General features: G+C 60.5%; 19 protein-coding genes. 16 read left to right on the forward strand and 3 right to left on the reverse strand.

The window, feature by feature from the left end; translation table 11 throughout:
- Window positions 1-96: 96 nt before the first annotated feature.
- From TK42_RS22815 to TK42_RS22825, 3 genes are all read right to left on the reverse strand, one after another.
- Entirely contained in the window at window positions 97-1,500 is a 1,404-nt protein-coding gene (locus tag TK42_RS22815) for a PLP-dependent aminotransferase family protein (protein WP_103735202.1), read from the reverse strand.
- 36 nt (window positions 1,501-1,536) lie between these two features.
- Window positions 1,537-2,961 carry a hypothetical protein gene (locus tag TK42_RS22820; RefSeq protein ID WP_177464521.1) on the reverse strand — a complete coding sequence of 475 codons (1,425 nt, stop codon included), beginning with the start codon at window positions 2,959-2,961 and terminating at the stop codon, window positions 1,537-1,539.
- 703 nt (window positions 2,962-3,664) lie between these two features.
- The gene (locus tag TK42_RS22825) at window positions 3,665-4,687 is read right to left on the reverse strand and encodes a zinc-dependent alcohol dehydrogenase family protein (RefSeq protein WP_103735204.1); all 1,023 of its coding nucleotides are present in this window, start codon (window positions 4,685-4,687) and stop codon (window positions 3,665-3,667) included.
- Window positions 4,688-4,955: 268 nt separating this feature from the next.
- On the opposite strand from TK42_RS22825, the gene TK42_RS22830 reads away from it, so the two are divergent.
- From TK42_RS22830 to TK42_RS22905, 16 genes are all read left to right on the forward strand, one after another.
- A complete protein-coding gene (locus TK42_RS22830) occupies window positions 4,956-5,870 on the forward strand; it encodes a LysR family transcriptional regulator (RefSeq protein WP_078821402.1) in 915 nt (304 codons plus the stop codon).
- Between the two features lie 132 nt (window positions 5,871-6,002).
- The gene (locus TK42_RS22835; protein WP_032875173.1) at window positions 6,003-6,731 is read left to right on the forward strand and encodes an AraC family transcriptional regulator; all 729 of its coding nucleotides are present in this window, start codon (window positions 6,003-6,005) and stop codon (window positions 6,729-6,731) included.
- Window positions 6,732-6,913: 182 nt separating this feature from the next.
- The gene (locus TK42_RS22840; protein WP_103735225.1) at window positions 6,914-7,978 is read left to right on the forward strand and encodes an SDR family oxidoreductase; all 1,065 of its coding nucleotides are present in this window, start codon (window positions 6,914-6,916) and stop codon (window positions 7,976-7,978) included.
- A complete protein-coding gene (locus TK42_RS22845) occupies window positions 7,975-9,234 on the forward strand; it encodes an aspartate aminotransferase family protein (RefSeq protein ID WP_103735205.1) in 1,260 nt (419 codons plus the stop codon). The genes TK42_RS22840 and TK42_RS22845 overlap by 4 nt, the downstream gene beginning before the upstream one ends.
- Window positions 9,235-9,249: 15 nt before the next feature.
- Window positions 9,250-9,693, forward strand: a complete 444-nt coding sequence (locus TK42_RS22850) for a type II toxin-antitoxin system RatA family toxin (protein ID WP_032875168.1) — start codon at window positions 9,250-9,252, stop codon at window positions 9,691-9,693.
- Window positions 9,694-9,696: 3 nt separating this feature from the next.
- Window positions 9,697-10,839 carry an acyl-CoA dehydrogenase family protein gene (locus TK42_RS22855; RefSeq protein ID WP_032875165.1) on the forward strand — a complete coding sequence of 381 codons (1,143 nt, stop codon included), beginning with the start codon at window positions 9,697-9,699 and terminating at the stop codon, window positions 10,837-10,839.
- On the forward strand, window positions 10,836-11,663 hold the full coding sequence (locus tag TK42_RS22860; RefSeq protein ID WP_032875162.1) for an SDR family oxidoreductase: 828 nt from the start codon (window positions 10,836-10,838) through the stop codon (window positions 11,661-11,663). Before TK42_RS22855 ends, TK42_RS22860 begins: the two co-directional genes overlap by 4 nt.
- Window positions 11,664-11,673: 10 nt before the next feature.
- The gene (locus TK42_RS22865) at window positions 11,674-12,633 is read left to right on the forward strand and encodes a fatty acid desaturase (protein ID WP_103735206.1); all 960 of its coding nucleotides are present in this window, start codon (window positions 11,674-11,676) and stop codon (window positions 12,631-12,633) included.
- 46 nt (window positions 12,634-12,679) lie between these two features.
- Window positions 12,680-13,495: a DUF3050 domain-containing protein gene (locus TK42_RS22870; protein WP_032875157.1), complete on the forward strand. Its 816-nt coding sequence runs from the start codon at window positions 12,680-12,682 to the stop codon at window positions 13,493-13,495.
- A 29-nt stretch (window positions 13,496-13,524) separates the two neighbouring features.
- Window positions 13,525-14,592, forward strand: coding sequence for an HlyD family secretion protein (locus tag TK42_RS22875; protein ID WP_103735207.1), 1,068 nt, complete (start codon window positions 13,525-13,527; stop codon window positions 14,590-14,592).
- The gene (locus TK42_RS22880) at window positions 14,589-16,106 is read left to right on the forward strand and encodes a DHA2 family efflux MFS transporter permease subunit (protein WP_103735208.1); all 1,518 of its coding nucleotides are present in this window, start codon (window positions 14,589-14,591) and stop codon (window positions 16,104-16,106) included. Before TK42_RS22875 ends, TK42_RS22880 begins: the two co-directional genes overlap by 4 nt.
- A 22-nt stretch (window positions 16,107-16,128) precedes the next feature.
- Complete coding sequence (locus TK42_RS22885) at window positions 16,129-17,472, forward strand: TolC family outer membrane protein (protein ID WP_103735209.1); 1,344 nt, start codon at window positions 16,129-16,131, stop codon at window positions 17,470-17,472.
- Window positions 17,473-17,557: 85 nt separating this feature from the next.
- Entirely contained in the window at window positions 17,558-18,454 is an 897-nt protein-coding gene (locus tag TK42_RS22890; RefSeq protein ID WP_032875145.1) for a LysR substrate-binding domain-containing protein, read from the forward strand.
- Window positions 18,455-18,632: 178 nt separating this feature from the next.
- The gene (gene mexE / locus TK42_RS22895; protein ID WP_103735210.1) at window positions 18,633-19,874 is read left to right on the forward strand and encodes a multidrug efflux RND transporter periplasmic adaptor subunit MexE; all 1,242 of its coding nucleotides are present in this window, start codon (window positions 18,633-18,635) and stop codon (window positions 19,872-19,874) included.
- 15 nt (window positions 19,875-19,889) lie between these two features.
- The gene (locus TK42_RS22900; protein WP_103735211.1) at window positions 19,890-23,069 is read left to right on the forward strand and encodes an efflux RND transporter permease subunit; all 3,180 of its coding nucleotides are present in this window, start codon (window positions 19,890-19,892) and stop codon (window positions 23,067-23,069) included.
- Window positions 23,066-24,481, forward strand: coding sequence for an efflux transporter outer membrane subunit (locus TK42_RS22905; RefSeq protein WP_078821408.1), 1,416 nt, complete (start codon window positions 23,066-23,068; stop codon window positions 24,479-24,481). The genes TK42_RS22900 and TK42_RS22905 overlap by 4 nt, the downstream gene beginning before the upstream one ends.
- The last annotated feature ends 28 nt before the right edge of the window (window positions 24,482-24,509 follow it).

A 24,509-nucleotide genomic window follows, 5' to 3' on the forward strand; every position in this document is an offset into this window, starting at 1 on the left:
TCGGAAAATAAGGATTCGGAAAAAATGACAGTTTACTCAGAGTTGGACTACTGAGCGATGTTATCGATCCCACAATTCGGAGAGAAGTTTCACACATTAATCGGTCTGTGCCTGGAGCAGCGCCTGAGCCAGCGCATTCAGGACAATATCCAGATTGGGGTGGCCGCTGAACGTATGACTCAAGCGCATATGCTGGTGATGCAAGCCTAAGAGGCTGAACAACTCCCCCGGCGCAATCACGACCTGCTGGGCGAGCATGCGCTGGAACACCAGACGCATATCCACCGGCACCACCGACTGCAACCAGAAACTTGCCCCGGCGATAGGCATTCGATAACTCACACGCCCTTGCATATGCACATCCAACCGATGGCTCATGGCTTGCGCCTGTTCCTGGAGGCGCTGGCATAACGTCTGCAGGTGCTGATCCAACCGCCCGCTCTCATATAGCCGAGCAATGGCGCGTTGCCGAATGGATGAAAGTCGAAATGAGCGCAGCAAAAACTGGCGCTGCAACTCACTGCCCATTTGCTGCGTCAGTAGGTACCCAAACGGCGCTTCTGGCCCCAACACCTTTTCGAACGAAGAAAACACAATCAGCCGCTGCGGGTTGACCAGGTTGCGCAAAGCCGTTTGCGACGACACGAAGCTCAGCTCACCAAATGTGTCGTTCTCCAGCAACCAACAGGCGTGCCGCTCCAGCAAATGCGCTACTTGCAGCCGTTCGGGTAGCGTCAGCGCATTACCCGAGGGCATGCTGACCACGGAGGACAGCAGCACAAGGTGTACCGGTTCGTGCTTGAGCAGGTGCTCGAACGTGGCCAAGTCGAAGCTGCCATCGGCGTGCCAGGGCAGTTCGATAACCCGCACGCCAGCGCCCTGTAACAGGCGCAAGACCAGGTAATCGCAGGGCGATTCAGCCAGCACCACCGTACCCTCGAGGCCAAGCGTGTCGATCAGGATTTGCAGTACGCCCTGAAGATCGGCGCCGATATACACCTCGTCGGCCTGCCAGCAATGGCTAGGCGACGAGGTATAACGGGCCGCCAATGCCGCCCGTAATTCCCATACACCACAAGGTTGTGACGGTTGCAGGTGGTGTGGATACCTGCGCACCAGCTGGCGCTCCAGCGCAAGCAAAGCGCCATCCAGTGACCCCAACAACGCCGGCTCATCACCACTGAGCACAACCATGGTCGGGCGTCGCGCCGCCGCATACAGCCGCTCAAGCAGGTCGGCGCCCGCCATGACCGGCGGGTTTGTCGCCACAGGCCAGGCGAAATAGCCAGACTTGGCCACCGAGTAGACCCGCCCTTCCTTTTCCAGCAAAGAGTAAGCGTACTGAATCGTCGAGATCGACACGTTCATCCGTGTCGACAACTGACGCAACGACGGCAACTTGACCGGCGTTTCCAGGCTGACTTCGTTGATCAGGTTGATCATGTAGCGGTACACCGCCTGATAGGCAAAGTCTGCCTGCCGCTCTCCCCTCAGGTTCATCGCCGCTCACCGGCATCTATACGCCAATGCACGGTGCTAGCGCCCCGACACTTGGGCGATCCGGGCCTCGGGCCGGCTAAACAGTTGTTTGTGGATGCGAGAGCCGTGCGCAGCCGGCAATGTTCGCTTGCGATACAAATGCTGCAATAAGGCCAGCGGCAAACCACTGGTGTCTACCAGCCACTGATGCAACATGTCCGCAGCAGGCTTGCCCTGCAGCGCCTTGTGCAGTTCGGGCAGTGCCACCAACATGCCGGGATGGCATTGACGCAAGAAGCCCTCCAGCCGTTCGCCATGCTGAACGAAAGGCGCGAACAGCAGGCAAGTCAACTGACTTTCATCCAGACCAAAAAACGCCTGGGCGTAGGTGGTCGACAATACCCGCCCATCCGGGCTGGACGCCTCGGTGATCAACTCAATGGGGACGCGTCTGCGCAGCATGTAGTCTGCCGCGTGACGAACAAAACCTTCCACACCGTGCTCATAGGAGAGCTCACGCAGGCATTGGGCCTGCAAGCCGTACATATGTGCCATGAGCAACGGGTTTGGATAGGCTGGGTGGCTGAACTGGAACTCGAACGGGTCGCGCTTGTGAGCCAGAAACTCTGCAAGCAGCGGCGCGCGCGCGACGTCGACATCGTCGAGCAGGTCGGCAATACCGATGTAGGCTAAATGCCGGTGCCCGCCCCGGCCTGGGTTCTCGGTGCCCGCGTAGTGCTCGCCATAGAGGTCGCGGTAGCAGCCGACGCTCCATTCTTCCATGCGTGCAAACAACCCGTTGAGCGATGTCGGCTTGCCGGGCGCGAACGCGAGACCGGTTGCCAGGGCATTTTTCTTCAGCCACGCGATGTATTGGCTTTGCTTGCGCACCGAATCGCCGCTGACCACTGCGTGCACACCGCCGTTCCAGGTAGCAACCCGCTGATAGAAATCGCCAAGGGCCAGATATGTGTCGTTGCGCAGGATGGCGCGAATGTCCCCGGACGTCAGGTGCCCTATCATCAGCATATTGCGCTGGCTGACTTCACGCCCGGCACTGGACGCCGGGCGCTGATGATTAAAGGGCAGTACTTCATGGTTTTCGACCATCAGCAGTTCAACCCGAGAATCATCATGGAAGAACAACGCGCCATAGCCCTGATGCAGTGAATCAAGCGTTGCCTGAGTCATACCCGGATGCCGCAACGTTGCCACGCGCAGATGAAAAGTCTTGGGTGCACGCCCGGCGATGCTCAGTTGCGCCGCACGCAACAGCGCCAGGGTGTAACTGCTGACCTCACCCCCGCCGTGAGCAATCAGCACTTTGTAGTTGCCTACTTGTTCCATGCCACCGGCCGCTACCACAATTCGCTGGATCAACAGTTGCAGTGCGGTACGTTCGTCACGGGTAAAGTGCCCGACCAACCTTTGCAGAACTTGCTGGTAAACATAGTTCATGGCTTGCTCATGAATAGCGCTCATCGTTCTACTACCTGAATTGAAATATTAGCTTCAAGCAATTATCAATCGTCATTGCTCGACCCATTACATCTATAAGTTTGTCGTCAGTTGCATCGTGCGAGGTTGATTCAACATTAGCACCCTGCAACAAAATCGCAGGACCGCTCACCGGAGCAGTCAATGGCGCCACCGATGCTGAGTCGTGGGCGTGCACGGCTTCCAGCGCGGCTGGCCGCATGTCTTAGGAATATTCCGACAACGCCCTACACCACTTTAACTAAGCAACTAAGGAAACGTCCGACGCATATTAGTTACCCGCTCATTGTTGGCTCAGGTAAAGCGACTGCGTATTTGTTTTGCACTTTCGAGAAGGCGACCCGTGCATCGCTAGTTTCAGAGGTGCGAGACGTTAATGTCAGGTATTCAATCATTGCTCAATCCTTGAGATGACAGCGAAGACACAATTATCGGCACTCAAATAATGATTAACAGATACAGAACAACGCCTGAAAGCAGTTCAGATGGGCAGGCGACCGAACTTTTTTGGCGCGCACGCAACAGCGCCGCGCTGGAATTCAGGGCGGCGTAAGGAAAAAAGGTATTGTTTGCAGGGCGCAACACCCTCGCGGCGGCTCAACCCCGATGCGGGTTAAGCCCTGTCAAATGGCGCATTTGCCTCATAGGCTCAGACGCCAACGTATTCATTTACGAATACTCCTACAGCTCAAACAGCTTCAACCTGCAACGCCACACGCTCGCGACACGGGCATTCGTCCATGTATCGATGTGCTTCGACGAACTTACCGAACGGAAACACCGTGGTTTTCAGTGGGACCAGCACCCGGTCGGCCGTCAGTTGGTTGATCTCACGCAAGGCGCGCTGCACTGCCACCTGGTCCTGGATGATGCCCAGTTCCGGCTTGCCCGTGAAGTTGCCGATACAGTGCACGAAGAACTGAATGTTCTTCTGGAACGCCGCACAGGCCGGGAACGGCGTCTGGTTGCCGCCTTGCAGGCCATACAGCACCAGGCTGCCACGCGGTGCCAGCACATCACCGAGCAGCGACATCTGCGGGCCACCCAGGCCATCGAATACCACGTCCACGCCACGGTTATCGGTGAACTTGTTGATCTGCATGAGCAGGTCTTGTTCTTCGGTGACGATGACTTTTTCTGCCCCAAGGGACAGCAGGTATTCGCGCTCGGCACTGTCTTTGGTAGCGGCGATCACCCGCACACCCAAGGCCTTGCCCAGTTGTACAAACGATGGGCCGGAACAATGGCTGGCATCGGTCACCAAGGCAAACTGCCCCGGTTTGACCCGCGCCAGATCCATGTAGGCAAAGTAGGCAATCAGCAACGGCGTGTAGTGCACGCTGGCTTCAATCGGGCTCAACACATCCGGGTAACGGGTCAGGGCCGAACGGGGCAGGACTATCTGCTCGCCGTACACCGGGTAATCATTGGGGCTCTCGGCCGGAAAACTGGCCACCTTATCGCCCACTGCCAAGTCATCCACGCCCTCACCGAGGGCGACAACAACACCGGCCATTTCATGACCAAGGCCCGAAGGCAAGCGCGCATGGGAAGACGCCAGGTTCTGGCGCCACAGGATGTCGTACCAGCTGATGCCAATTGCCTCGACACGCACCTGCACTTCGCCCGGTGCGGGCTGCGCGGCTGCATGCTCTTCGCATTTGAGCACCTCGGCCGGACCAAACTTGTGAAAACGGATCGTGCGGGACATCGCAAACCTCGTCAAAGTAACCTCTAATGCCATGAACTTTATCTGGGCTTTCCAGGTAAGACCACCGGTCGCCATTAATAGTCGACATGCCTGTCATTGATTCCGCGAAGGAGGAGCAGACCTCAACTATCGTAGGAAAAATCAATTAGCCGGTGCAGAGTACCAGCCTTTCCCCGTAAGATTCATGCCGGTCATGCTTCTGAATAGGACCTTATGGGTTCCTGTGTGACCGCTCACATCAAGTTTGCAGACTCTTCCAGGACACAAGATGAACCGTAACGACCTGCGTCGTGTCGACCTTAACCTCTTGATCGTATTCGAAACCTTGATGCATGAGCGCAGTGTGACCCGCGCCGCCGAGAAATTGTTCCTCGGCCAGCCGGCCATCAGCGCGGCCTTGTCGCGCCTGCGTGGGCTGTTCGATGACCCGCTGTTCGTGCGCACCGGGCGCAGCATGGAACCCTCGGCCCGCGCCGTAGAAATCTTCGCCCTGCTCTCCCCGGCCCTGGACTCGATTTCCACCGCCGTCAGCCGCGCCGCCGAATTCGACCCGGCCACCAGCACCGCCGTGTTCCGTATCGGCCTGTCCGATGACGTGGAATTTGCCCTGCTTCCGCAATTGCTCAAACGCCTGCGTTCCGAAGCCCCCGGCATTGTGCTGGTGGTACGCCGCGTCAATTACATCCTGATGCCCAGTCTGCTCGCCTCCGGTGAAATCTCCATCGGCGTCAGTTACACCGCCGACCTGCCGGCCAATGCCAAGCGCAAGGTACTGCGGCGCAGCCTGCCAAAACTGCTGCGCGCCGACAGCGTGCCCGGCTCGCTGAGCCTGGACGACTTCTGCTCACGCCCCCATGCATTGGTGTCATTCGCCGGCGACCTGAGCGGGTTTATTGATGAAGAGCTGGAGAAACTCGACCGCAAACGCCACGTAGTACTGGCCGTGCCGCAGTTCAACGGGCTGGGCACGTTGCTGGCGGGCACCGACATTCTGGCCACAGTGCCGGATTATGCGGCTGAAGCGTTGACCGCGGCGGGAGGGTTGCGCGCCGAAGACCCGCCGCTGCCCGTGCGCTCGTTTGAGCTGCATATGGCATGGCGGGGGTCGCAGGATAATGATCCGGGGGAGCGGTGGTTGAGGTCGCGGATTCAGATGTTTTTCGGGGATCCGGATAGCCTCTAGCAAGCGTCGGCTTGATATGCACTCGCTGTGCAACGAAAAGACAGCGACCCAGCGCCGCGCTTGAATCCAGCCCTGCGCAGGCCTACCCTGCACGCGTCGAACAATCACCCAACACGTCAAGGAAGACTTCAAATGTGGGATGGCAGCGTTACCTTTGGCGACTCGTGGGCCGGCTACATTGGCCGTGCGGATCAAAACACTGCTCACTCCCATGTCGCCATCCAACTGTGCATCGGCGTAGGTCACCCCGCCACCCTTGAGTTGCCCGGAAGGGTGCTCCGTGCGGCAGGTGTGATCATCGGTCCCAACGTCGAACACCGTGCCGTGGCGGAGAGTCATCCGGTAGCGTTTTTATATGTCAGCCCGGACACGGCGTTGGGCCGTGCACTCAATGCGTTGCTCCAGGACGATGGCATCGCCCTGGCCAGTGATGAACTGCTGACGTGCTTTCGCCGTAGCACATCCCTGTCGCACTTTGTCGATGCCCTCTCGCGTTTGCTGGCAATTACCCCGCCGATCGACCATAGGCTCCACAAAGCCCTGAATATTTTGCGCCTGGACCGCGACGGCCCAGGTTGCGTCAGTCGCGCTGCCCAGGCGGTGGGGTTGTCCAGCCCCCGGTTGCGCTGCGTCGCCACCCACCAGATGGGTGTTTCCCTCTCCCAGTGGATCATCTGGAACAAATTGGAACGGGCCTCCAAATCCCTGGCCGGCGGTTCGACGTTATCGGACGCGGCCGCCGACGGCGGTTTCTCCGACCAGGCGCATCTGGCTCGCATGATGCGCCGCATGATTGGCATGACGCCGCGCACCGCCGCTGAGGTTTTGCGTAAGACAAGCGTTTCGTTCAAGACGCACTGATATCAAAACGCCAATATCGATCGCATCTTATTCGCGACAACGTTAAGCGCTGATCACCTCCTCCCAGAGCACCTCAGCGCCACCGAAAGTGAATAGAAGAGTGTTCGCCCGGGGCACCTGTGCCTGCAATTCGGCGAAACGCACCATGAATTCTTTCGATGAATCCGCAGGATGCGCCCTACATGTCAGCACAGCAAAAACTAACCGTCCTTCTCACTGGAGGCTCAGGGGTGCTCGGTGAGTCACTGATCGACTGCCTGGCAGAGGACTTTCACCTGGTCTGCCTGGCGCGCAAAAGCCGTATCCGCGATCCCCGAGTGGAAGTGCTCAAGGGTGATATTTGCAGCGTTGACCTGGGCTTGGCCAGCGACGTTTATGCGGCGCTGGTTGAGCGTGTCGACTGGGTGATCCACGCCGCGGCGGTGACGCGCCTGGACGGTGATATCGATCAGATCTTTTCGGTGAACTACCTCGGCACCGAAAACGTCGTGGCCTTCGTGCAGCAAGCCAAGGTGCCGCTGTATCACATCAGCACCGCCTTTACCCACCCTTGCGACTATTACGAAGGCGTGCAAGCGGAAACGCCATACGAAGTCGCCAAGCGCCAGGCCGAAACCCTGGTGCGCTCGGCCGGCATCGATGTGTCGATCTTTCGTCCGTCCATCATTATCGGTGACGCCAGCACAGGGCATATGCCCAACTTTCAGGGTTTCCATATGACCATGGGGCTGATGATGTCTGGCGTACTGCCCATCGTACCCTGCCCGCCTGCTGGCTATGTCGACCTGATCGCCCGTGACGTCGCGGCCCGAGCGATTGCCAACGCGCTGCACCAGCGTTTGATCGGCGACGACTACTTTCTCACCAGCGGTCCACAGGCCCTGGATCTGACGGGGCTGCTGGACCTGATGTGCCAATCCATGGAAGCCCAGATGCAACCCTTCACACGGCCACGCTGCATGGCGCCGGATATTTACGAACGATTGATTCGCCCGGTATTTCTGCCGGCGCTGAGCGGCAATATCCAGGCTGCCCTGACCCGTGCCACGCAGTTGTGCCGCTATGCCTGCCTGCGCACGCCACTGCCCACCTCATTGCCGCAGTTACTCGGCGAGCCGGCGTTCAGCCAGCGTGATGTTGGCCGCGAGTTGCTGCTGTCGCTCAACCACCTGGCACCCAAGCTGGGGGCTCTGACGCGCATGCTCAAGCAGCCGGTGACAACGTCCACAGAAGCGAGCGTGGCATGAACCACACTGTTATCGAACCTACTCTCGACGCCGCACAGGTCGACCAATACCTGCGCCAGCACGTCAACTCGGGCTACGCACGCCTCGCTTCGCTGATGAACCTGCCGATCGAGCAATCCAGCCGTGGCGTCTACATCTACGACGAGCAAGGCCGTCAATACCTGGATGCAGGCGGCTATGGCGTGTTTTTCCTCGGGCACGGCCACCCGGTCGTCGTGGAGGCGGTTACTCGGCAACTGCAGCAAAACGCTTTGGCCAGCAAGTTGTTGCTCAACCCGCAACAGGCCTTTGCAGCACGTGCCCTGGCAGCACAGTGCCCGGGTGACCTGGACTATGTGTTCTTTTGCAATTCAGGCGCCGAGGCCACCGAAGCCGGCTTGAAGCTCGCGCGCCTCAACGGTTGCCGTCGTACGCTGTCGACCTTCGGGGGGTTCCACGGCAAGACCCTCGGCGCCCTCGCCGTCACCGGCCGCGAGAGCTACCGAGAACCCTTCAATGGGTTGCTCAGCGACAGCGAGTTCGTGCCGTTTGGCGACAGCGTCGCACTTGAGCAGCAACTACGCGCATCGCCGGACAAGGCCTGCGTGATCCTCGAACCGATCCAGGCCGAAGCGGGAGTCATTCTGCCGCCATCGGGTTACCTCAGGCGTGTGCGCGAGCTGTGCAATCAGTATGGCGCCGTGCTGATTATCGACGAGATCCAATCTGGCCTGGGCCGCACCGGCTATTGGTGGGGCTGTGACCAGGAACAGGTGGTGCCCGACATCATGCTGGTAGGTAAAAGCCTGTCCGGCGGTTGCGTACCGGTGAGCGCCATGGTCGCCAGCGCCACGATCTATGCGCCGTTCAATCGCAACCCTACGGTCCACACCTCGACCTTCGGCGCCAACCCGCTGGCCATGGCGGCCGTGCAGGCCACGCTGCAAGTGATGGTGCAAGAAGACCTGGTCGCGCGTGCCCGGTTACTGGGCCAGGACCTGCACGCCCGCTTCAGCGCGCTGTTGCAACAAAGAGGTTGGGCCGAACGTGTGCAACTGCGCAGTGCAGGTTTGCTGTTGGGCTTTGAGTTCGCCGAGGCCTCAATCGCCGCCAATATGGTCATGGCCCTGATCGAGCAGCGCATCATTGTGTGCCACTCGCTCAATGATCACCGGGTGATAAGGCTCACGCCGTCGCCATTGCTGACGGCCCAGGATTGCAACTGGTTGATCGAAGGCTTCACCCAGGCACTGACCACTTCGATGCCATCCCTTTAAATGGAGTTTTCCCCCATGCAAGAAGTCAACGTGCAGGCCCATATTCCCCATGCCTGCGCTGATGAAGTATTTGCGGTGATCAGCGATTTCAGCAATTACGTCGAGCTCTGCGAGTCGGTGCGCGATATCAGCATCAACAAGGTCAGCGACCAGGTGTCGTTTACGTCCTGGGAGGTCAACTTCCACAGCGGCATTCTCAAGTGGCAGGAGCGTGACACCTTCAATGCCGACACCCGGGAAATTCATTTCGAGCAGATGGCCGGCGACGTCGATCACTTCTCCGGCACCTGGCACGTCTTGCCGGACGGCAAGGACGCGATCATCTCCTTCAAATCGCGCTTCGACCTGGGCCTGCCGATGCTCGCGGACATGCTCGACCCTGTGGCCAAACAAGCCATCCGGGACAACATTCACTCGATCATCACCGGCCTGTTTCCGGCGAGCTACTTGAAGGCCTGAACCATGTCACTGTCGTTACTGAATCGCTCACGCGATCTGCTTCAACGCTACGCCCCTGGTTTTGACGAGCGTCTGGCGGCCATTCCTCCGGCCCAGCGTGAGGCGCCACAGAGCGAGGTCATCGCCCTGTTCAAGCAACATGGCCCGGTGGGTTTGCTGGTCAACCGCGAAGCCGGCGGGCTGGGCGCGAATATCCTCGACGCGGTGCATGTGCAGATCGCCCTGGGGGCCCGCTCGCCCTCGCTGGCAGTGGCCAGCACCATGCACCAGTTTTCCGTGGCGAGCTTATTGGCACTCACGCAGAACGGTGGCGGCGCCGAAGGCCTGTTGCTGGCTGCCGTCGCGCAAAAACGCTTGTTGCTGTCTTCGGGGTTTGCCGAGGGCACCAGCGGAGCGGGCATTCTCGACTCGGCCATGCAAGCGGTGCACACCCCAGAGGGGGTGTTACTCAGCGGCAGCAAGAAGCCCTGCTGCCTCGGACAGTCGATGGACTTGCTCACCGCCAGCTATATACGCCAAACCCCTGGCGGCGAAGAGCTGATGGTCGCATTGATTCCGGCCACTGCGCCGGGCATCAGCCGTAATCCCTTCTGGCAGAACAGCGCCTTGGCCGGCGCTGAAAGCATCGAAGTGCGCCTCAACGAAGTGCTGGTACCCGAGCGCATGGTGTTTTCCGCCGGTTACACCCACCAGCTGGGCGACGTGCAAACCGTGGGTTTTATCTGGTTCGAACTGTTGATTTGCGCATCCTATGTGGGTGCCTGCGCCGGCCTGATCGAGTCGGTCACAGACGCCGCCCGCTGGACCGCGCATCACCGCGTGGACCTGGCAGCCGACCTGCAATTGGCGATCAGCGCGCTGGAAGGCGCGGCCCTGGATATCGAGCGCAACCCACAGGACTTGCCTAACGTGCTGGCCCGTCTGCTGCTGGTGCGTTACGGCATCGAGCAACGCCTTGCCCAGCTCTCCGACCAGGCTCACGCCATGTTGGGCGGGATGGCGTTCATCACCAGCAACCTGAGCTCCAACGGGTTGATGGCCTGCCGCGGTCTGCAATTTCATCCACCGGCCAGGATCTCGATGGCGACCAACCTTGACACCTACTTGTCCGCATCAACCTTCAGCATGACCGGAGCGCACTCATGAATCTGCTCGGAAAAACCATTGTTATCACCGGCACCGCGCGCGGCCTGGGTTTCGCAGCGGCCTGCAAACTCAAGCAACTGGGCGCCACCGTGATTGGCCTTGACATCCTCGCACCGCAAGACAGCAGTCTGCTGGACGCGTTTTATCAAGTCGACCTGTGCGACCGCCACGCCGTGGCCAACGTGATCAGCGCCATCAGCACCGATTTCGGCGACATCGACATTCTGGTCAATAACGCCGGCACCCTGACGCTGGAACGCGGCGAAACCGGCGTCACCGATGAGGTGACCCGCGCGGTGGATGTCAACCTGTTCGCGCCTTGGCAACTGACTTCGGGGTTCCTGCCGGGGTTGCTGCGAAAGCGCGGCAAAGTGGTCAACGTGTCCTCACTGTTCGCGCTGGTAAATGCACCCTACGTGGCCGCCTATGCTGCGAGCAAACGTGCGCTGAGCGCTTATTCGGATGTGCTGCGTATGCAGTATCGCGGGGAACTTGACGTGGTCACGGTGTACCCGGGGTTCATCGACACGGCGATCCACTTGCCCGCGCAGCGTGTGGGCCTGTCGGTCAAACGCCTGGTGACCTTCAAATGGGGTGACAAGACCCTGCTGTCCCTCGAAGAAAAGCTGGATGCCGCCGCGAACGGCCTGGTACGTGCCTGCCAGAAAAATGGCCTGCGCAACCGGGGGCTGACGTTCATGGGCACGCTGGCCATGTATACCGCACGCAGCGTGCCGAGCGTGGTGGATGGCTTTATCGCCATGCGCCTGCGCACGCTCACGCGCGGCGGCCACCTGGTGCTCAACCCTGAACTGATCGAGTAAGCCGTCGCCAATGGCCAGCCACCTGCACCCCAAGCCCCAGGTCCGTCTCGACCGTGCCTTGTTCAAGGCCCGGCCGAGGGAGTCCTTGCTGATCATCGCCTACGCCTTGAGCCTGTACCTGTTGCCACTGGCACTGTTTGTGTGGGTGACGACCACAGCTTCCACCCTGTGGACGCTGGTGTGTTTGCCGTTGGTGGTATTGGCGGGATACGGGTTATTTCTGCAAGCGATCCTTGGGCATGAAGGTTTCCACTTCAACCTGAGTGCGAACCCCATGCGCAGTTGCTACCTGGGCATTGCCACCAGTTCGCTGCTGCCGGGGTTCTGTGTGACCGGTTACTTTGTAGACCATTGGCAACACCACCGTTACAGCAACAGCACGAAGGACCCGGACTACCGGCTCTTTTCGCGTTACCACACACTGGTAAGCCGCATCACCCTGTCGCGATTGATCGCCACCTTGAGCTATCTGCAGACCACCTGGCGCCTGGCGTTCGGGCCATTGGGCAATCCCTCGGCGCTGCCGTTGAGTTCAGCCCAGGTGCAATGGCTGGCGCGCTGCAATATCGCCTGTCAGGTTGTATGGCTCAGCCTTTATGGGCTGGCCATGTGGCTCATCGACGGGTTGCTGCTGGGGTTTTCCTTGAGCCTGGCGGTGGCGTTCATGCTGTCGGCGGTCAATGCCTATCAAGAACATGCTTTCGACGCAGGCCCGCACTTGCCGCCAGCGCGTTCACGCACTTCGCGCCTCAACACCTGGCTGCACGCGGGTTCGAACTTTCACCTGGAACATCATTTTTACCCCGCGGTGCCTTGCTGGCGACTGCCCAAGGTACACCGTCAACTGCTGGACGCGGGGTGGTACGAAAACCGGCAATACCTGCTGGAAAAGCACTTCGTGCGGTCTTTCCGGTATGCCACCGGGCGCCACCCCTACCGTACAAACACGGTAAACGACACACACCCTTAATTTCCGCTGGATTTTCTGCCTGACCCTTCAGGCCGCAGGAGCACGCATGCCCTTTGATATCGATAGCCACATTGAAACCGAGCGCGAGCAGCTGTTCAGTCACCCCTTGTTCGCCAGTATCCGCACCGTAGAAGACGTGCGCACCCTGATGGAATTTCACGTGTTCGCCGTCTGGGACTTCATGACCTTGCTCAAGCGTATCCAGCGCGACCTCACCTGCGTGGAGTTGCCCTGGGTACCGCCGGTACACATCACCGCCGCCCGCCTGATCAACGAAATCGTGGTCGGTGAAGAGACCGACGAGCATCCCGAGGGCGGTTTTATCAGCCACCTGGACCTGTACCTCGCGGCCATGGATGAAATCGGCGCCGACAGCAGCGTATTCCGCCGCTTCCTGGCCGCTATCCAGGCCAAGGTTCCGCTGGCCAAGGCGCTCAACCACGGAGAGATTCCAACGGCGGCCAAAGTGTTCATGTGCCAGACCCTCGATATTGCGCAACACGGCAGCACCGAAGCGGTCCTGGCGTACTTCTTCTTCGGGCGTGAAGACATTATCCCCGACATGTTTGGTCGCCTGCTGTCGCAATGGTCGGTCAGTGAAAGCGAGGTACCGATGCTCACGTATTACTTGAAGCGCCACATCGAGATGGATGGTGACGATCACGGCCCGGCGGCCAAACGCATCATCGCCGAAATCGTCACCAGCCCCGCGCAACACCTGCACATGGTCGAGAGTGCGAAAACCGCAATCAACTCACGGATTGACCTGTGGAATGGCGTGCATCAGTTCCTGCTGGACAAGGCTCAGCCGACGGTGAGCCGTCCTGCGCGGGAGGTCCACACCGTTTCTGAGCCTGCTTGACCTCAACGTGCATCGACAGGGAGTACCACATGACCAAAGGCAAGTTGATAAAACTGACGCTGTGCGGCGTCGTGGTCGGCGGGTTGCTGATACTGGGCTGGCAGCGCTGGCAGTATTCCAGCACCTACGTGAGTACCGACAACGCCGAACTCGACGGGGTGATCATCCCGGTACGGGCCAAGCTCTCGGGCGTGGTGATCAGTGTGCCGGTGGTGGACAACGTCACAGTACAAAGCGGCGACCTGCTGTTTCAGATCCGCGACAGTGAATACCGCTACCAGCTGCAGCAGCGCGAAGCACAGTGGCAAGCGCTGCTCGCCGCCGCCGGGCGCGCAGGCGTGCCGGGGGCGCTGGACAGCCAGGTGCTCGGTGCAGTGGCCATGCGCGAGGCCGCGCAAGCGGCCCTGGCTCAAGCGAGCGCCAACCTTGAGCAAGCGCGTAACGACTACCAGCGTGCCCGTCGCCTCGGCGCTCAAGGCGTGCTGAGCACCCAGGACCAGGAAGTGGCCAAGGCGCATTTCGATGCCCTCAGCCATGCCCAGGGGGTAGCGCGCAGCAACGCCCAGGCCGCGGCCCAAAGCACCTTGGCCAACAAGGCCGAACTCAAGGTGCAGGACTATCGGATCGCGGCCGCGCAAGCTGAGCTGGAACAATCCAGGATCCAGCTCAACGACACCCGCCAGACCGCGCCGTTGCGCAGCATTGTCTCGAAAAAAGAAGTGGAGCCTGGCCAGTTTGTGGTCGCCGGCCAAAAGCTCATGAGCCTGATCGCCACCGAACCGCTGTGGATTACCGCCAACTTCAAGGAGACCCAGGTGGGCCGCGTGCGCGTCGGCCAGAACGCCCGAGTTACCGTGGACGCCTTCCCCGGGCACGCCTTCGACGGCGTCGTCGAAAGCCTGGCACCGGCCACCGGGGCGAAATTCTCATTGCTGCCCCAGGAGAATGCCACGGGCAACTTCACCAAAGTGGTGCAGCGCGTGCAGGTGCGCATCGCGCTAAACGCTGTGCCGGATGACTATAAGTCGCTGTTGAGCCCGGGCATGAGCGCGTTCGTCGAAGTGGCCGCACCTGACGACGCCGGCCAGACGCTATGAGGTCGCCCTACCTGATTGCGTTTACCGTCACGCTGGTCTCGATGATGGAGCTGCTCGATGTCACCATCGTCAACGTCGCGATTCCCAGTCTGATGGGCACCTACGGGGCGTCGGTGGATGAAATCTCCTGGGTCTCCACCGGTTATGTGGTGGCCAACGTGGTGATTCTTCCGGTCAGTGGCTGGCTATCGGCGTGGTTCGGCCGGCGTACTTATTACCTGGTCTCTACTGCGCTGTTCGTACTGGCATCGTTGGGTTGCGCGATGTCTGCCGAACTCTGGCAACTGGTCGCGTTTCGGGTGCTGCAAGGCCTGGCGGGCGGGGGGTTGCTGGGCATTTCCCAGGCCATCATCTACGACGTGTTCCCCAAGGAAAAAGTCAGCAGCGGCATGGCGTTGTACGGCGTGGGGGTGATGATGGGGCCAACCCTCGGCCCGACCGTCGGCGGCTACCTGATCGACACCTTGTCGTGGCACTGGATCTTCTTGATCAACTTGCCGATCGGTGCCGTGGCCTTGTTGCTGTGCTGGCTGTGTATCAACGACTCGCCCAACGAACAAAAACCTTCCAGCGTCGACTACAGCGGCTTCTGCTTGCTGGCTCTGGGCGTCGGCAGCCTGCAGATCCTGCTGGAGCGCGGCGAACACTGGGACTGGATGGCGTCCAACTGGACCGTAGCCTGCCTGTTGCTCAGCAGCTTCAGCCTGGTGGGCTTCTTCTGGTGGGAGCGGCGTGTGGCCAACCCAATCGTCAACGTCGCACTGTTCCAGAGTCGCGAGTTCCTGATGGGATGCATCTGTGCATTTTGTGTGGGCTTCGGGCTGTACAGCACGTTGTTCATGGTGCCGCTGTTCTTGCAGACCTTACTGGCGCAGAGCGCTTACCAGAGCGGGCTGGTGATTTTCCCCGGGGCAGTGGCCAGCGCCATCAGCACCTTGGTGATCGGCAAGCTGTCCCAGGAAAACAAGATCGACGAGCGCGTGTTCGTCACGCTGGGCATCGTCATGTACTGCTATGCCATGTTCCTGCACACCCAGTTCACCCTCGACAGTAACCCGGACACGCTGTACTGGCCCTTGGTGATCCGCGGCCTGGGCCTGGGCATGATCTTTGTGCCGCTGACCAACCTGGCGATGCGCCGCCTGCCGCTGACATTGATCTCCGGTGCTTCGGGCGTGCTCAACCTGATGCGCCAGTTGGGGGGCAGCGTGGGTATCGCCATCGCAGCCACCCTGCTCACACGGTTCTCGTGGGAACGCTACCGCCTGCTTTCCGAACATGTCACCGAATCGAGTCTGGTTGCCAGTGGCTGGGGAGGCGTGGAAACCGACCCGCTGTTTCTTTCCCTGGGCCTGGCGAGCCATCAACAAGCCCTGGCCCTGATGCCCTACATGCAAGCACGCGAACAAGGGCAAATGCTGGCGTTCAGCATGCTGTTCGGCACCTTGGGAGCGGTGATGGCCATCGGGATTCCCATGGTGCTGATGATGCGCAGAAGCCACATCAGTCGATAAATCTTTCAGTGGAGCACACCCCTTGCGTATTCCAGGTTTGCATCTCAACACCACCTCGCTGCTCACGCCCCTGTATTGGCTGGCACTCGCCTGCGCGCCCACCCAGGTATCGGCAAATGACTTGTACCACCTGTACCAGAAGGCACTGACCCACGACATGCAGTTCGCCGCCGCACAGGCCCAGCAATTGGCCACGGCAGAAAAGGAACCGCAAAGCCGTGCCAACCTGCTGCCAGACCTGTCTGTCACCGGCGGCGCGGCCTGGGTCGATGCCGAGGACTCTTCCGATTATCATCGCAATCGCAATAACACCAACGCCTACGCGGTGGTCCTCACACAGCCGCTGCTGCGTTGGCAGAATGTGATCGCCCACGACCAAAGCAAGCTGTTGATCAGCGCCAGTGAACTGCACACTGAACAGGCGCGCCAAGCGCTGATGCTGCGCGTTGCCCGCGCTTACTTCGACGTACTGCTCAATCAGGAACTGTTGAACACCCGCACACAACAGCTACAAACCCTGCGCCAGAGCCAGACGCGCAGCCAGCGACTGCTGGCCGACGGGGCTACCACCGCTAACGCGCTCGCGCAGGTTCAGGCCAAATACGACCAGGCATTCGCCGAACAGATTGCCGCCCGTGGTGCATTGGACATCGCCAACGAAACACTCACCCAATTGACTGCCGCACAGGTGGGGCCTTGGTCAGGCAAAGAGCCGCAGTTCAGTGCCCCGGTGCCCGCTGCCATCGATGATTGGGCCACGACCGCGCAACAGGGCAACCTTGCCGTACAGGCGGCGCAGATTGCCCAGCGCCTGGCCGAAATGGACATCGACAAGGAACGGGCCGGCCATTTGCCCACCCTCGATCTGATCGCCGCCCATGGCCGCTTCGCCTCTGTCGGCGGTGATGTATACGATGTGACGTTACCGGAAAATCGCTATAACCAGACCGTGGTCGGGGTCAAACTGAGCGTTCCGCTCTACAGCGGTGGCCGCACCAGCAGTCGCGTGCGCGAAGCCCATGCACTGCAAAGCAAGGCAGCGGACGAAGTCGAAGACGCACGCCGCAACGCCGGGATGAAGGCCCGTCAGGCCTACCTGCAAGTCACCAACGGCATGAGCCAATATCAGGCACTCAAGCAGGCCTTGAACTCCAGCCAGATCAACCTCGCCGCCGTGACCCACGGCTTCGAAGCCGGTTCCCGCATCAACACCGACGTACTGGATGCGCAACAGAAAGTCACCGATACCCAACAACGCCTGGCCCAACAACGCTATGCGATCCTGATGGCCCAGTTGCACCTGTTGGCGTCCACCGGCAACCTGAGCGACGCGCGCCTGCGTGAGGTCAGCCGTACACTGAACTGACGCACGGATGAAAGCGCTGACATTCGCTCAACGTAGGGCCTGAGTTGGATTAAGCTGGGGGCATCTCAAAAATGGAACACTGCCCATGTTCGACCTGAACGAACTCTTCCTTTACGCCAAGGTGGTCGAGCACGGCGGCTTTGCGGCGGCGGGCCGAGCGTTGAACCTGCCCAAATCGACCCTGAGTCGCAGAGTCGGTCAGCTTGAGGCAAGGCTTGGGGCGCGGCTGATACAGCGTTCGACGCGCCAGTTCCAGGTTACTGATATCGGCCAGGCCTATTATCGACATTGTGTGGCGATGATTGCCGAGGCCGAGTCGGCAGAAGATGTGGTGGCCTTCAACAAATCAGAACCACGCGGCTTGATTCGCCTGAGTTGCACCACCGCGCTGCTCAACTATTGGGTGGCGCCGATGCTGGCTCAATTCATGGCGCAATGCGGCAACGTCGAACTGAATGTGAAGAGCTTCAACCGTAAGGTCGATGTGATTGCCGAGGGTTATGACCTTGCCTTGAGCCTGTGTTTCCCACCCCTGGAAAGCAGTGAACTGGTGATGAAACTGCTCGGTAAAAGTACTCAGGTGCTGGTGGCGAGCGCGGCTTTTTTGCAGGACTATGCCCTGCCCTCGCAACCCGCCGACCTTGCCGGGCTGCCCACCGTGCACTGGGGCAACCTGATGATTCAGTACGTGTGGGAGCTGACCGGCCAGGATGGCGCGACGACGCAGATCCAGCACACGCCGCGCCTGGTCAGCGATGATGTGCCGACTTTGAAAAACGCGACACTGGCGGGAGTAGGCATCGCCAACCTGCCATGGGTGGTGGTCAAGGAGGATGTCGCCGAGGGGCGTCTGGTTGTCTTGCTGCCTGAGTGGCAGCCCGTGCAAGGCGTTATCACGGCGGTATTTCCATCCCGGCGCGGGCTGATGCCGTCGGTGCGCGCCTTGATCGATTTTCTGGGTGAAGCATTCGATGCACCTTAGGCAACAGTCTTTTGTCATCAAGGCTATTGATAGCTCCCTAACGAACCCCCCATGCTAGAGGGCTGACTCCCCTCTTATATCATTCCGAATGATAGTTACCTTTGCTTCATTCGATTCGTGACATAGCACCCCGCCGCGCATGATCCGCCCATCTCAAATACATTGGCGGATGCACCTCATGGAACAGTCACTCAAACTTTTGCGCTTCCCCCTGGCGATTCTGGCCGTGGTGGTGATGAGCGCGTGCGGCAAGTCTCCCGAACAAGCGGCCGCCATGCCCCCAGCCAAGGTCAGCGTGGCCAAGGTACTGGAACAGCCGGTCAACGAGTGGGACGAATTTACCGGACGGCTGGAAGCCCCGGAAACCGTGCAGATTCGTCCTCGGGTGTCCGGCCAGATTGACCAGGTCGCTTTTACTGAAGGCGCTTTGGTCAAGAAAGGCGACCTGCTGTTCCAGATCGACCCGCGCCCGTTCCAGGCCGAAGTGCGCCGCCTGGAATCCCAGCTTGCACAGACCAAAGCCGCCGCCACCCGCAGCGAAAACGAAGCGCAACGCGGCGAACGCCTGCGCCAGAGCAATGCGATCTCCGCTGAACTGGCCGACTCGCGCACCACCGCCGCCCAGGAGGCCCGCGCCGCCATGGCCGGGATCCAGGCGCAGTTGGACCTGGCCCGCCTGAACTTGAGCTTTACCCGTGTCACTTCACCGATCAGCGGCCGCGTCAGCCGTGCCGAAATCACCGCCGGCAACCTGGTGACCGCCGACACCACGGCGCTGACCAGTGTGGTCTCCACCGACAAGGTCTACGCCTACTTCGACGCCGACGAGCGTGTGTTCCTCAAGTACACCGAACTGGCCCGTGAAGGCCGTCGCGGCGCAACCACCCCGGTGTATCTGGGCCTGTCCAACGAAACCGGCAACCCGCACCTGGGCCAGATGAACTTCGTCGACAACCAGGTCAACCCGTCCACCGGCACCATCCGTGGCCGTGCGGTGTTTGACAACAGCAAGGGCGAATACACCCCTGGCCTGTATGCGCGCTTGAAGCTGGTCGGCAGCGGCACCTACTCCGCCGTGCTGATCAACGATGAAGCCGTCGGTACCGACCTGGGCAAGAAGTTTGTGCTGGTGATGGACGGCGACAAGCCGGCTTACCGCGCGGTGGAATTGGGGCCCAAGATCGAAGGCTTGCGCATCGTACGCAGCGGCCTGACCAAGGACGACACCGTGATCGTCAAGGGCCTGCAGCGTGTGCGCCCCGGCTCACCGGTCGCGCCGGAAACCATTCCGATGGCCAGCAAGGAAACCCTCGCCGCCTTGGCCCAACAACGACAAGCGCTTGAAGCCAGCAACCTGGAGCAAGTGGCGCCGGAAACGACCGCGCCCAAGCTCGCCAGCACTGCGACTCCACGCGGTTAAGGGATAAGACTCAAGATGAATTTTTCCAAGTTCTTCATTTCGCGGCCGATCTTCGCAGCGGTGCTGTCGCTGTTGATCCTGATCGCGGGTGCAATCTCGCTGTTCCAACTGCCGATCAGCGAATACCCGGAAGTAGTGCCGCCGACTGTGGTGGTACGCGCCAACTTCCCGGGTGCCAACCCCAAAGTCATCGGCGAAACCGTGGCCGCACCGCTGGAGCAGGCCATCACGGGTGTCGAGAACATGCTGTACATGTCCTCGCAGTCCACCGCCGACGGTAAGCTGACCCTGACTATTACCTTCGCCCTGGGCACCGACCTGGACAACGCACAGGTGCAAGTGCAAAACCGTGTGACGCGGACTCAGCCAAAGCTGCCTGAGGAAGTGACACGCATCGGTATCACCGTGGACAAGGCTTCCCCCGACCTGACCATGGTGGTGCACTTGACCTCCCCGGATCAGCGTTACGACATGCTGTACCTGTCCAACTACGCGATCCTCAACATCAAGGACGAACTGGCCCGTTTGGGTGGCGTCGGCGATGTGCAGCTGTTCGGCATGGGTGACTACTCCCTGCGTGTTTGGCTGGATCCGAACAAGACCGCCTCGCGCAACCTGACCGCTACCGATGTGGTCACGGCGATCCGCGAGCAGAACCGCCAGGTGGCTGCCGGTGCCCTGGGCGCTCAGCCTGCGCCGAGTGACACCAGCTTCCAGTTGTCGGTCAATACCCAAGGCCGCCTGGTCACCGAGGAAGAGTTCGAGAACATCGTGATTCGTGCCGGCGCCAACGGTGAAATCACGCGCCTCAAAGACATCGCCCGGGTCGAGCTGGGCTCCAGCCAATACGCGCTGCGCTCGTTGATCGATAACCAGCCGGCCGTTGCGATTCCGATCTTCCAGCGCCCCGGCTCCAATGCCATCGACATCTCCAACGATGTGCGCAGCAAGATGGCCGAGCTGAAAAAGAATTTCCCGGCGGGCATGGATTACCGCATTGCCTATGACCCGACCATTTTTGTACGCGGCTCTATCGAAGCGGTGGTGCACACACTGTTCGAAGCGCTGATCCTTGTGGTGCTGGTGGTGATTCTGTTCCTGCAGACCTGGCGCGCCTCGATCATTCCGTTGGTGGCGGTGCCGGTATCCTTGATCGGTACGTTTGCGGTGATGCACCTGTTCGGATTCTCGCTCAACGCCCTGTCATTGTTCGGCCTGGTACTGGCCATCGGTATCGTGGTGGATGACGCGATCGTGGTGGTGGAGAACGTCGAGCGCAATATCGAACTGGGCCTGGAGCCATTCCCGGCCACCGAAAAAGCCATGAGCGAAGTTACCGGCCCGATCATCGCTACAGCGCTGGTGCTGTGTGCGGTATTCATTCCAGCCGCTTTTATCAGTGGCTTGACCGGGCAGTTCTACAAGCAGTTCGCGTTGACCATCGCGATCTCGACCGTGATCTCGGCGTTTAACTCGCTGACGCTGTCCCCTGCCCTGGCCGCCGTGTTGTTGCGCGGTCACGATGCGCCGAAGGATCGCTTCTCGAAGTTCCTCGACAAGCTCTTCGGTGGCTGGCTATTCCGTCCCTTCAACCGCTTTTTCGAAAAGGCCAGCCATGGTTACGTGGGTACCGTACGCCGAGTGATTCGCGGCAGTGGTATTGCCCTGTTCGTATACGCCGGCCTGATGGTGCTGACGTTCTTCGGGTTTGCTCACACCCCGACCGGTTTCGTACCGGCCCAGGACAAGCAATACCTGGTGGCCTTCGCTCAACTGCCCGATGCTGCAAGCCTGGACCGCACCGAAAACGTGATGAAGCGCATGTCGGAGATCGCCCTTAAACAGCCCGGCGTGGAGGCCGCGATTGCCTTCCCGGGCCTGTCGATCAACGGCTTCACCAACAGCCCGAACAGCGGCATCGTGTTTGTGACCTTGAAGCCCTTCGATGAGCGTAAAGACGCTAGCATGTCGGCCGGGGCGATTGCCGGGGCGTTGAATGGCCAATACGCCAACATTGAAGAAGCGTACATGGCGATCTTCCCGCCGCCACCGGTACAGGGCCTGGGCACCATCGGCGGGTTCCGTCTGCAGATCGAAGACCGTGGCAACCTCGGCTACGACGAGCTGTACAAAGAAGTCCAGAACGTGATTGCCAAGAGTCACAGCGTGCCTGAACTGTTCGGCCTGTTCACCAGCTACACAGTGAACGTGCCGCAAGTCGACGCCGCCATCGACCGCGAAAAGGCCAAGACCCACGGCGTGGCGATCAGCGACATCTTCGACACGCTGCAGGTCTACCTGGGTTCGTTGTATGCCAACGACTTCAACCGCTTCGGGCGTACCTACCAGGTCAACGTGCAGGCCGAGCAGCAGTTCCGTCAGGACTCCGACCAGATCGGCCAGCTGAAAGTGCGCAACAACAAAGGCGAGATGATCCCCCTGGCGACCTTTATCAAGGTCAGCGACACCTCGGGCCCGGACCGCGTGATGCACTACAACGGCTTTATCACCGCTGAAATCAACGGCAACGCCGCACCGGGCTACAGCTCCGGCCAGGCCCAGGCTGCGATTGAAAAGCTGTTGAAGGATGAACTGCCCAACGGCATGACCTATGAGTGGACTGACCTGACCTATCAGCAAATCCTCTCGGGCAATACCGCGCTGTTCGTGTTCCCGCTCTGCGTGCTGCTGGCGTTCCTGGTACTGGCCGCCCAATACGAAAGCTGGAGCCTGCCGCTGGCGGTGATCCTGATCGTACCGATGACGCTGCTGTCGGCCATTACCGGGGTGATCATCTCGGGCGGCGACAACAACATCTTCACCCAGATCGGCCTGATCGTACTGGTGGGCCTGGCCTGCAAGAACGCGATCCTGATCGTCGAGTTCGCCAAGGATAAACAAGCGGAGGGCCTCGACCCGCTGGCCGCGGTACTGGAAGCCTGCCGCCTGCGTCTGCGGCCGATCCTGATGACCTCGTTCGCGTTCATCATGGGTGTGGTGCCGTTGGTATTGTCCAGCGGTGCGGGTGCCGAGATGCGCCATGCCATGGGTGTGGCGGTGTTCTCCGGGATGATTGGTGTGACCTTCTTCGGTCTGTTGCTGACGCCAGTGTTCTACGTACTGATCCGTCGCTATGTTGAGCGCCAGGAAGCGCGCAAAGCGGCCAAGGCCTTGAAGCTGGAGACACAGCAATGAGTGTGAAAGTATTCCTGCCGAGCTTGCTGGTACTGGCGCTCGCCGCCTGTGCCGTAGGCCCGGACTACAAGACCCAGCAACTGGAGGCGGCCAACATCACGGCCGCCGCCGACAGCAAAAGCTACGACCATGCCAAGTACGAAGGCATCTGGTGGCAGCAGTTCGAAGACCCGACGCTCAACCAGCTGGTAACCCAGTCGCTGAGCGGCAACCGTGATTTGCGCGTAGCCTTTGCCCGCCTGCGGGCAGCACGGGCTATCCGTGACGACGCGGCCAACGACATCATGCCAGTGGTCACCTCCCGCGCCAGCAGCGATGTGGGCAAGGGCCAGATTCCCGGCCAGACTACCAAGCGTGTCAACAGCGAGCGCTATGACCTGGGCCTGGACATGGCCTGGGAAGTGGATTTGTTCGGGCGCATCCGCCGCAACCTGGAAGCCAGCGACGCTGACCAACAGGTGGCCGAAGCCGACCTGTACCAACTGCAAGTCACCATGATCGCTGAACTGGTGGATGCCTATGGCCAACTGCGCGGGGCGCAACTGCGTGAACGCATCGCCCTGGACAACCTGAAGAACCAGCAAGAATCACGCACCATCACCGTCAGCCTGCGCGATGCCGGCGTGGGTGATCAACTCGACGTCGAGCGTGCCGACGCACGCCTGGCGGCGGTGGAAGCCAGCGTGCCGCAGCTGCAAGCCGAACAAGTGCGCGAGCGCAATCGCATCGCCACCCTCCTCGGCCAGCGTCCCGACAAGCTGAGCGTGGACCTGAGCCCCAAAGACCTGCCGGCAATCGCCAAGGCCCTGCCGATTGGCGACCCGGGGCAATTGCTGCAACGGCGCCCGGACATCCTCAGCGCCGAACGCAAGCTGGCCGCCGCCACCGCGCGTATCGGCGTGGCCAAGGCCGACCTGTTCCCACGGGTCAGCCTCAGCGGCTTCCTCGGCTTTACCGCCGGACGTGGTTCGCAGATCGGCTCGGCTGCAGCGAATGCCTGGTCCCTGGGCCCGAGCATTACCTGGGCCGCGTTTGACCTGGGCAGTGTGCGTGCGCGTTTGCGCGGTGCGAATGCCGAGGCCGACGGCGCCCTGGCAACCTACGAGCAGCAAGTGCTGCTGGCCCTGGAAGAGTCCGAGAACGCCTTCAGCGATTACGGCAAGCGTCAGCAACGCCTGGTGTCTCTGATCCGCCAAAGCGAATCCAGCCGCGCCGCCGCCGACCTCGCCGCGATCCGCTACCGCGAAGGCACCGTGGACTTCCTGGTACTGCTCGACGCCCAACGCGAACGCCTGGCCGCAGAGGACTCCCAGGCCCAGGCCGAAGTGGATCTGTATCGCGGCATTGTGGCGATCTACAAGGCGTTGGGTGGTGGCTGGCAGCCGGATACGGTGGTGGCCAGCAACAAGTAATGTAAAGAGCTCCTTTGGTTGGTCGCAT

Origin of the sequence: Pseudomonas sp. GZJR-8 (assembly GCF_002916705.1) — a bacterium.
Lineage (GTDB): Bacteria > Pseudomonadota > Gammaproteobacteria > Pseudomonadales > Pseudomonadaceae > Aquipseudomonas > Aquipseudomonas synxantha_A.

Coding starts and splice junctions, on each gene's coding strand:
- TK42_RS22815 (WP_103735202.1), bottom strand. CDS start 1,500: ATGAACCTGAGGGGAGAGCGGCAGGCAGACTTTGCCTATCAGGCGGTG.
- TK42_RS22820 (WP_177464521.1), bottom strand. CDS start 2,961: ATGAGCGCTATTCATGAGCAAGCCATGAACTATGTTTACCAGCAAGTT.
- TK42_RS22825 (WP_103735204.1), bottom strand. CDS start 4,687: ATGTCCCGCACGATCCGTTTTCACAAGTTTGGTCCGGCCGAGGTGCTC.
- TK42_RS22830 (WP_078821402.1), top strand. CDS start 4,956: ATGAACCGTAACGACCTGCGTCGTGTCGACCTTAACCTCTTGATCGTA.
- TK42_RS22835 (WP_032875173.1), top strand. CDS start 6,003: ATGTGGGATGGCAGCGTTACCTTTGGCGACTCGTGGGCCGGCTACATT.
- TK42_RS22840 (WP_103735225.1), top strand. CDS start 6,914: ATGTCAGCACAGCAAAAACTAACCGTCCTTCTCACTGGAGGCTCAGGG.
- TK42_RS22845 (WP_103735205.1), top strand. CDS start 7,975: ATGAACCACACTGTTATCGAACCTACTCTCGACGCCGCACAGGTCGAC.
- TK42_RS22850 (WP_032875168.1), top strand. CDS start 9,250: ATGCAAGAAGTCAACGTGCAGGCCCATATTCCCCATGCCTGCGCTGAT.
- TK42_RS22855 (WP_032875165.1), top strand. CDS start 9,697: ATGTCACTGTCGTTACTGAATCGCTCACGCGATCTGCTTCAACGCTAC.
- TK42_RS22860 (WP_032875162.1), top strand. CDS start 10,836: ATGAATCTGCTCGGAAAAACCATTGTTATCACCGGCACCGCGCGCGGC.
- TK42_RS22865 (WP_103735206.1), top strand. CDS start 11,674: ATGGCCAGCCACCTGCACCCCAAGCCCCAGGTCCGTCTCGACCGTGCC.
- TK42_RS22870 (WP_032875157.1), top strand. CDS start 12,680: ATGCCCTTTGATATCGATAGCCACATTGAAACCGAGCGCGAGCAGCTG.
- TK42_RS22875 (WP_103735207.1), top strand. CDS start 13,525: ATGACCAAAGGCAAGTTGATAAAACTGACGCTGTGCGGCGTCGTGGTC.
- TK42_RS22880 (WP_103735208.1), top strand. CDS start 14,589: ATGAGGTCGCCCTACCTGATTGCGTTTACCGTCACGCTGGTCTCGATG.
- TK42_RS22890 (WP_032875145.1), top strand. CDS start 17,558: ATGTTCGACCTGAACGAACTCTTCCTTTACGCCAAGGTGGTCGAGCAC.
- mexE (WP_103735210.1), top strand. CDS start 18,633: ATGGAACAGTCACTCAAACTTTTGCGCTTCCCCCTGGCGATTCTGGCC.
- TK42_RS22900 (WP_103735211.1), top strand. CDS start 19,890: ATGAATTTTTCCAAGTTCTTCATTTCGCGGCCGATCTTCGCAGCGGTG.
- TK42_RS22905 (WP_078821408.1), top strand. CDS start 23,066: ATGAGTGTGAAAGTATTCCTGCCGAGCTTGCTGGTACTGGCGCTCGCC.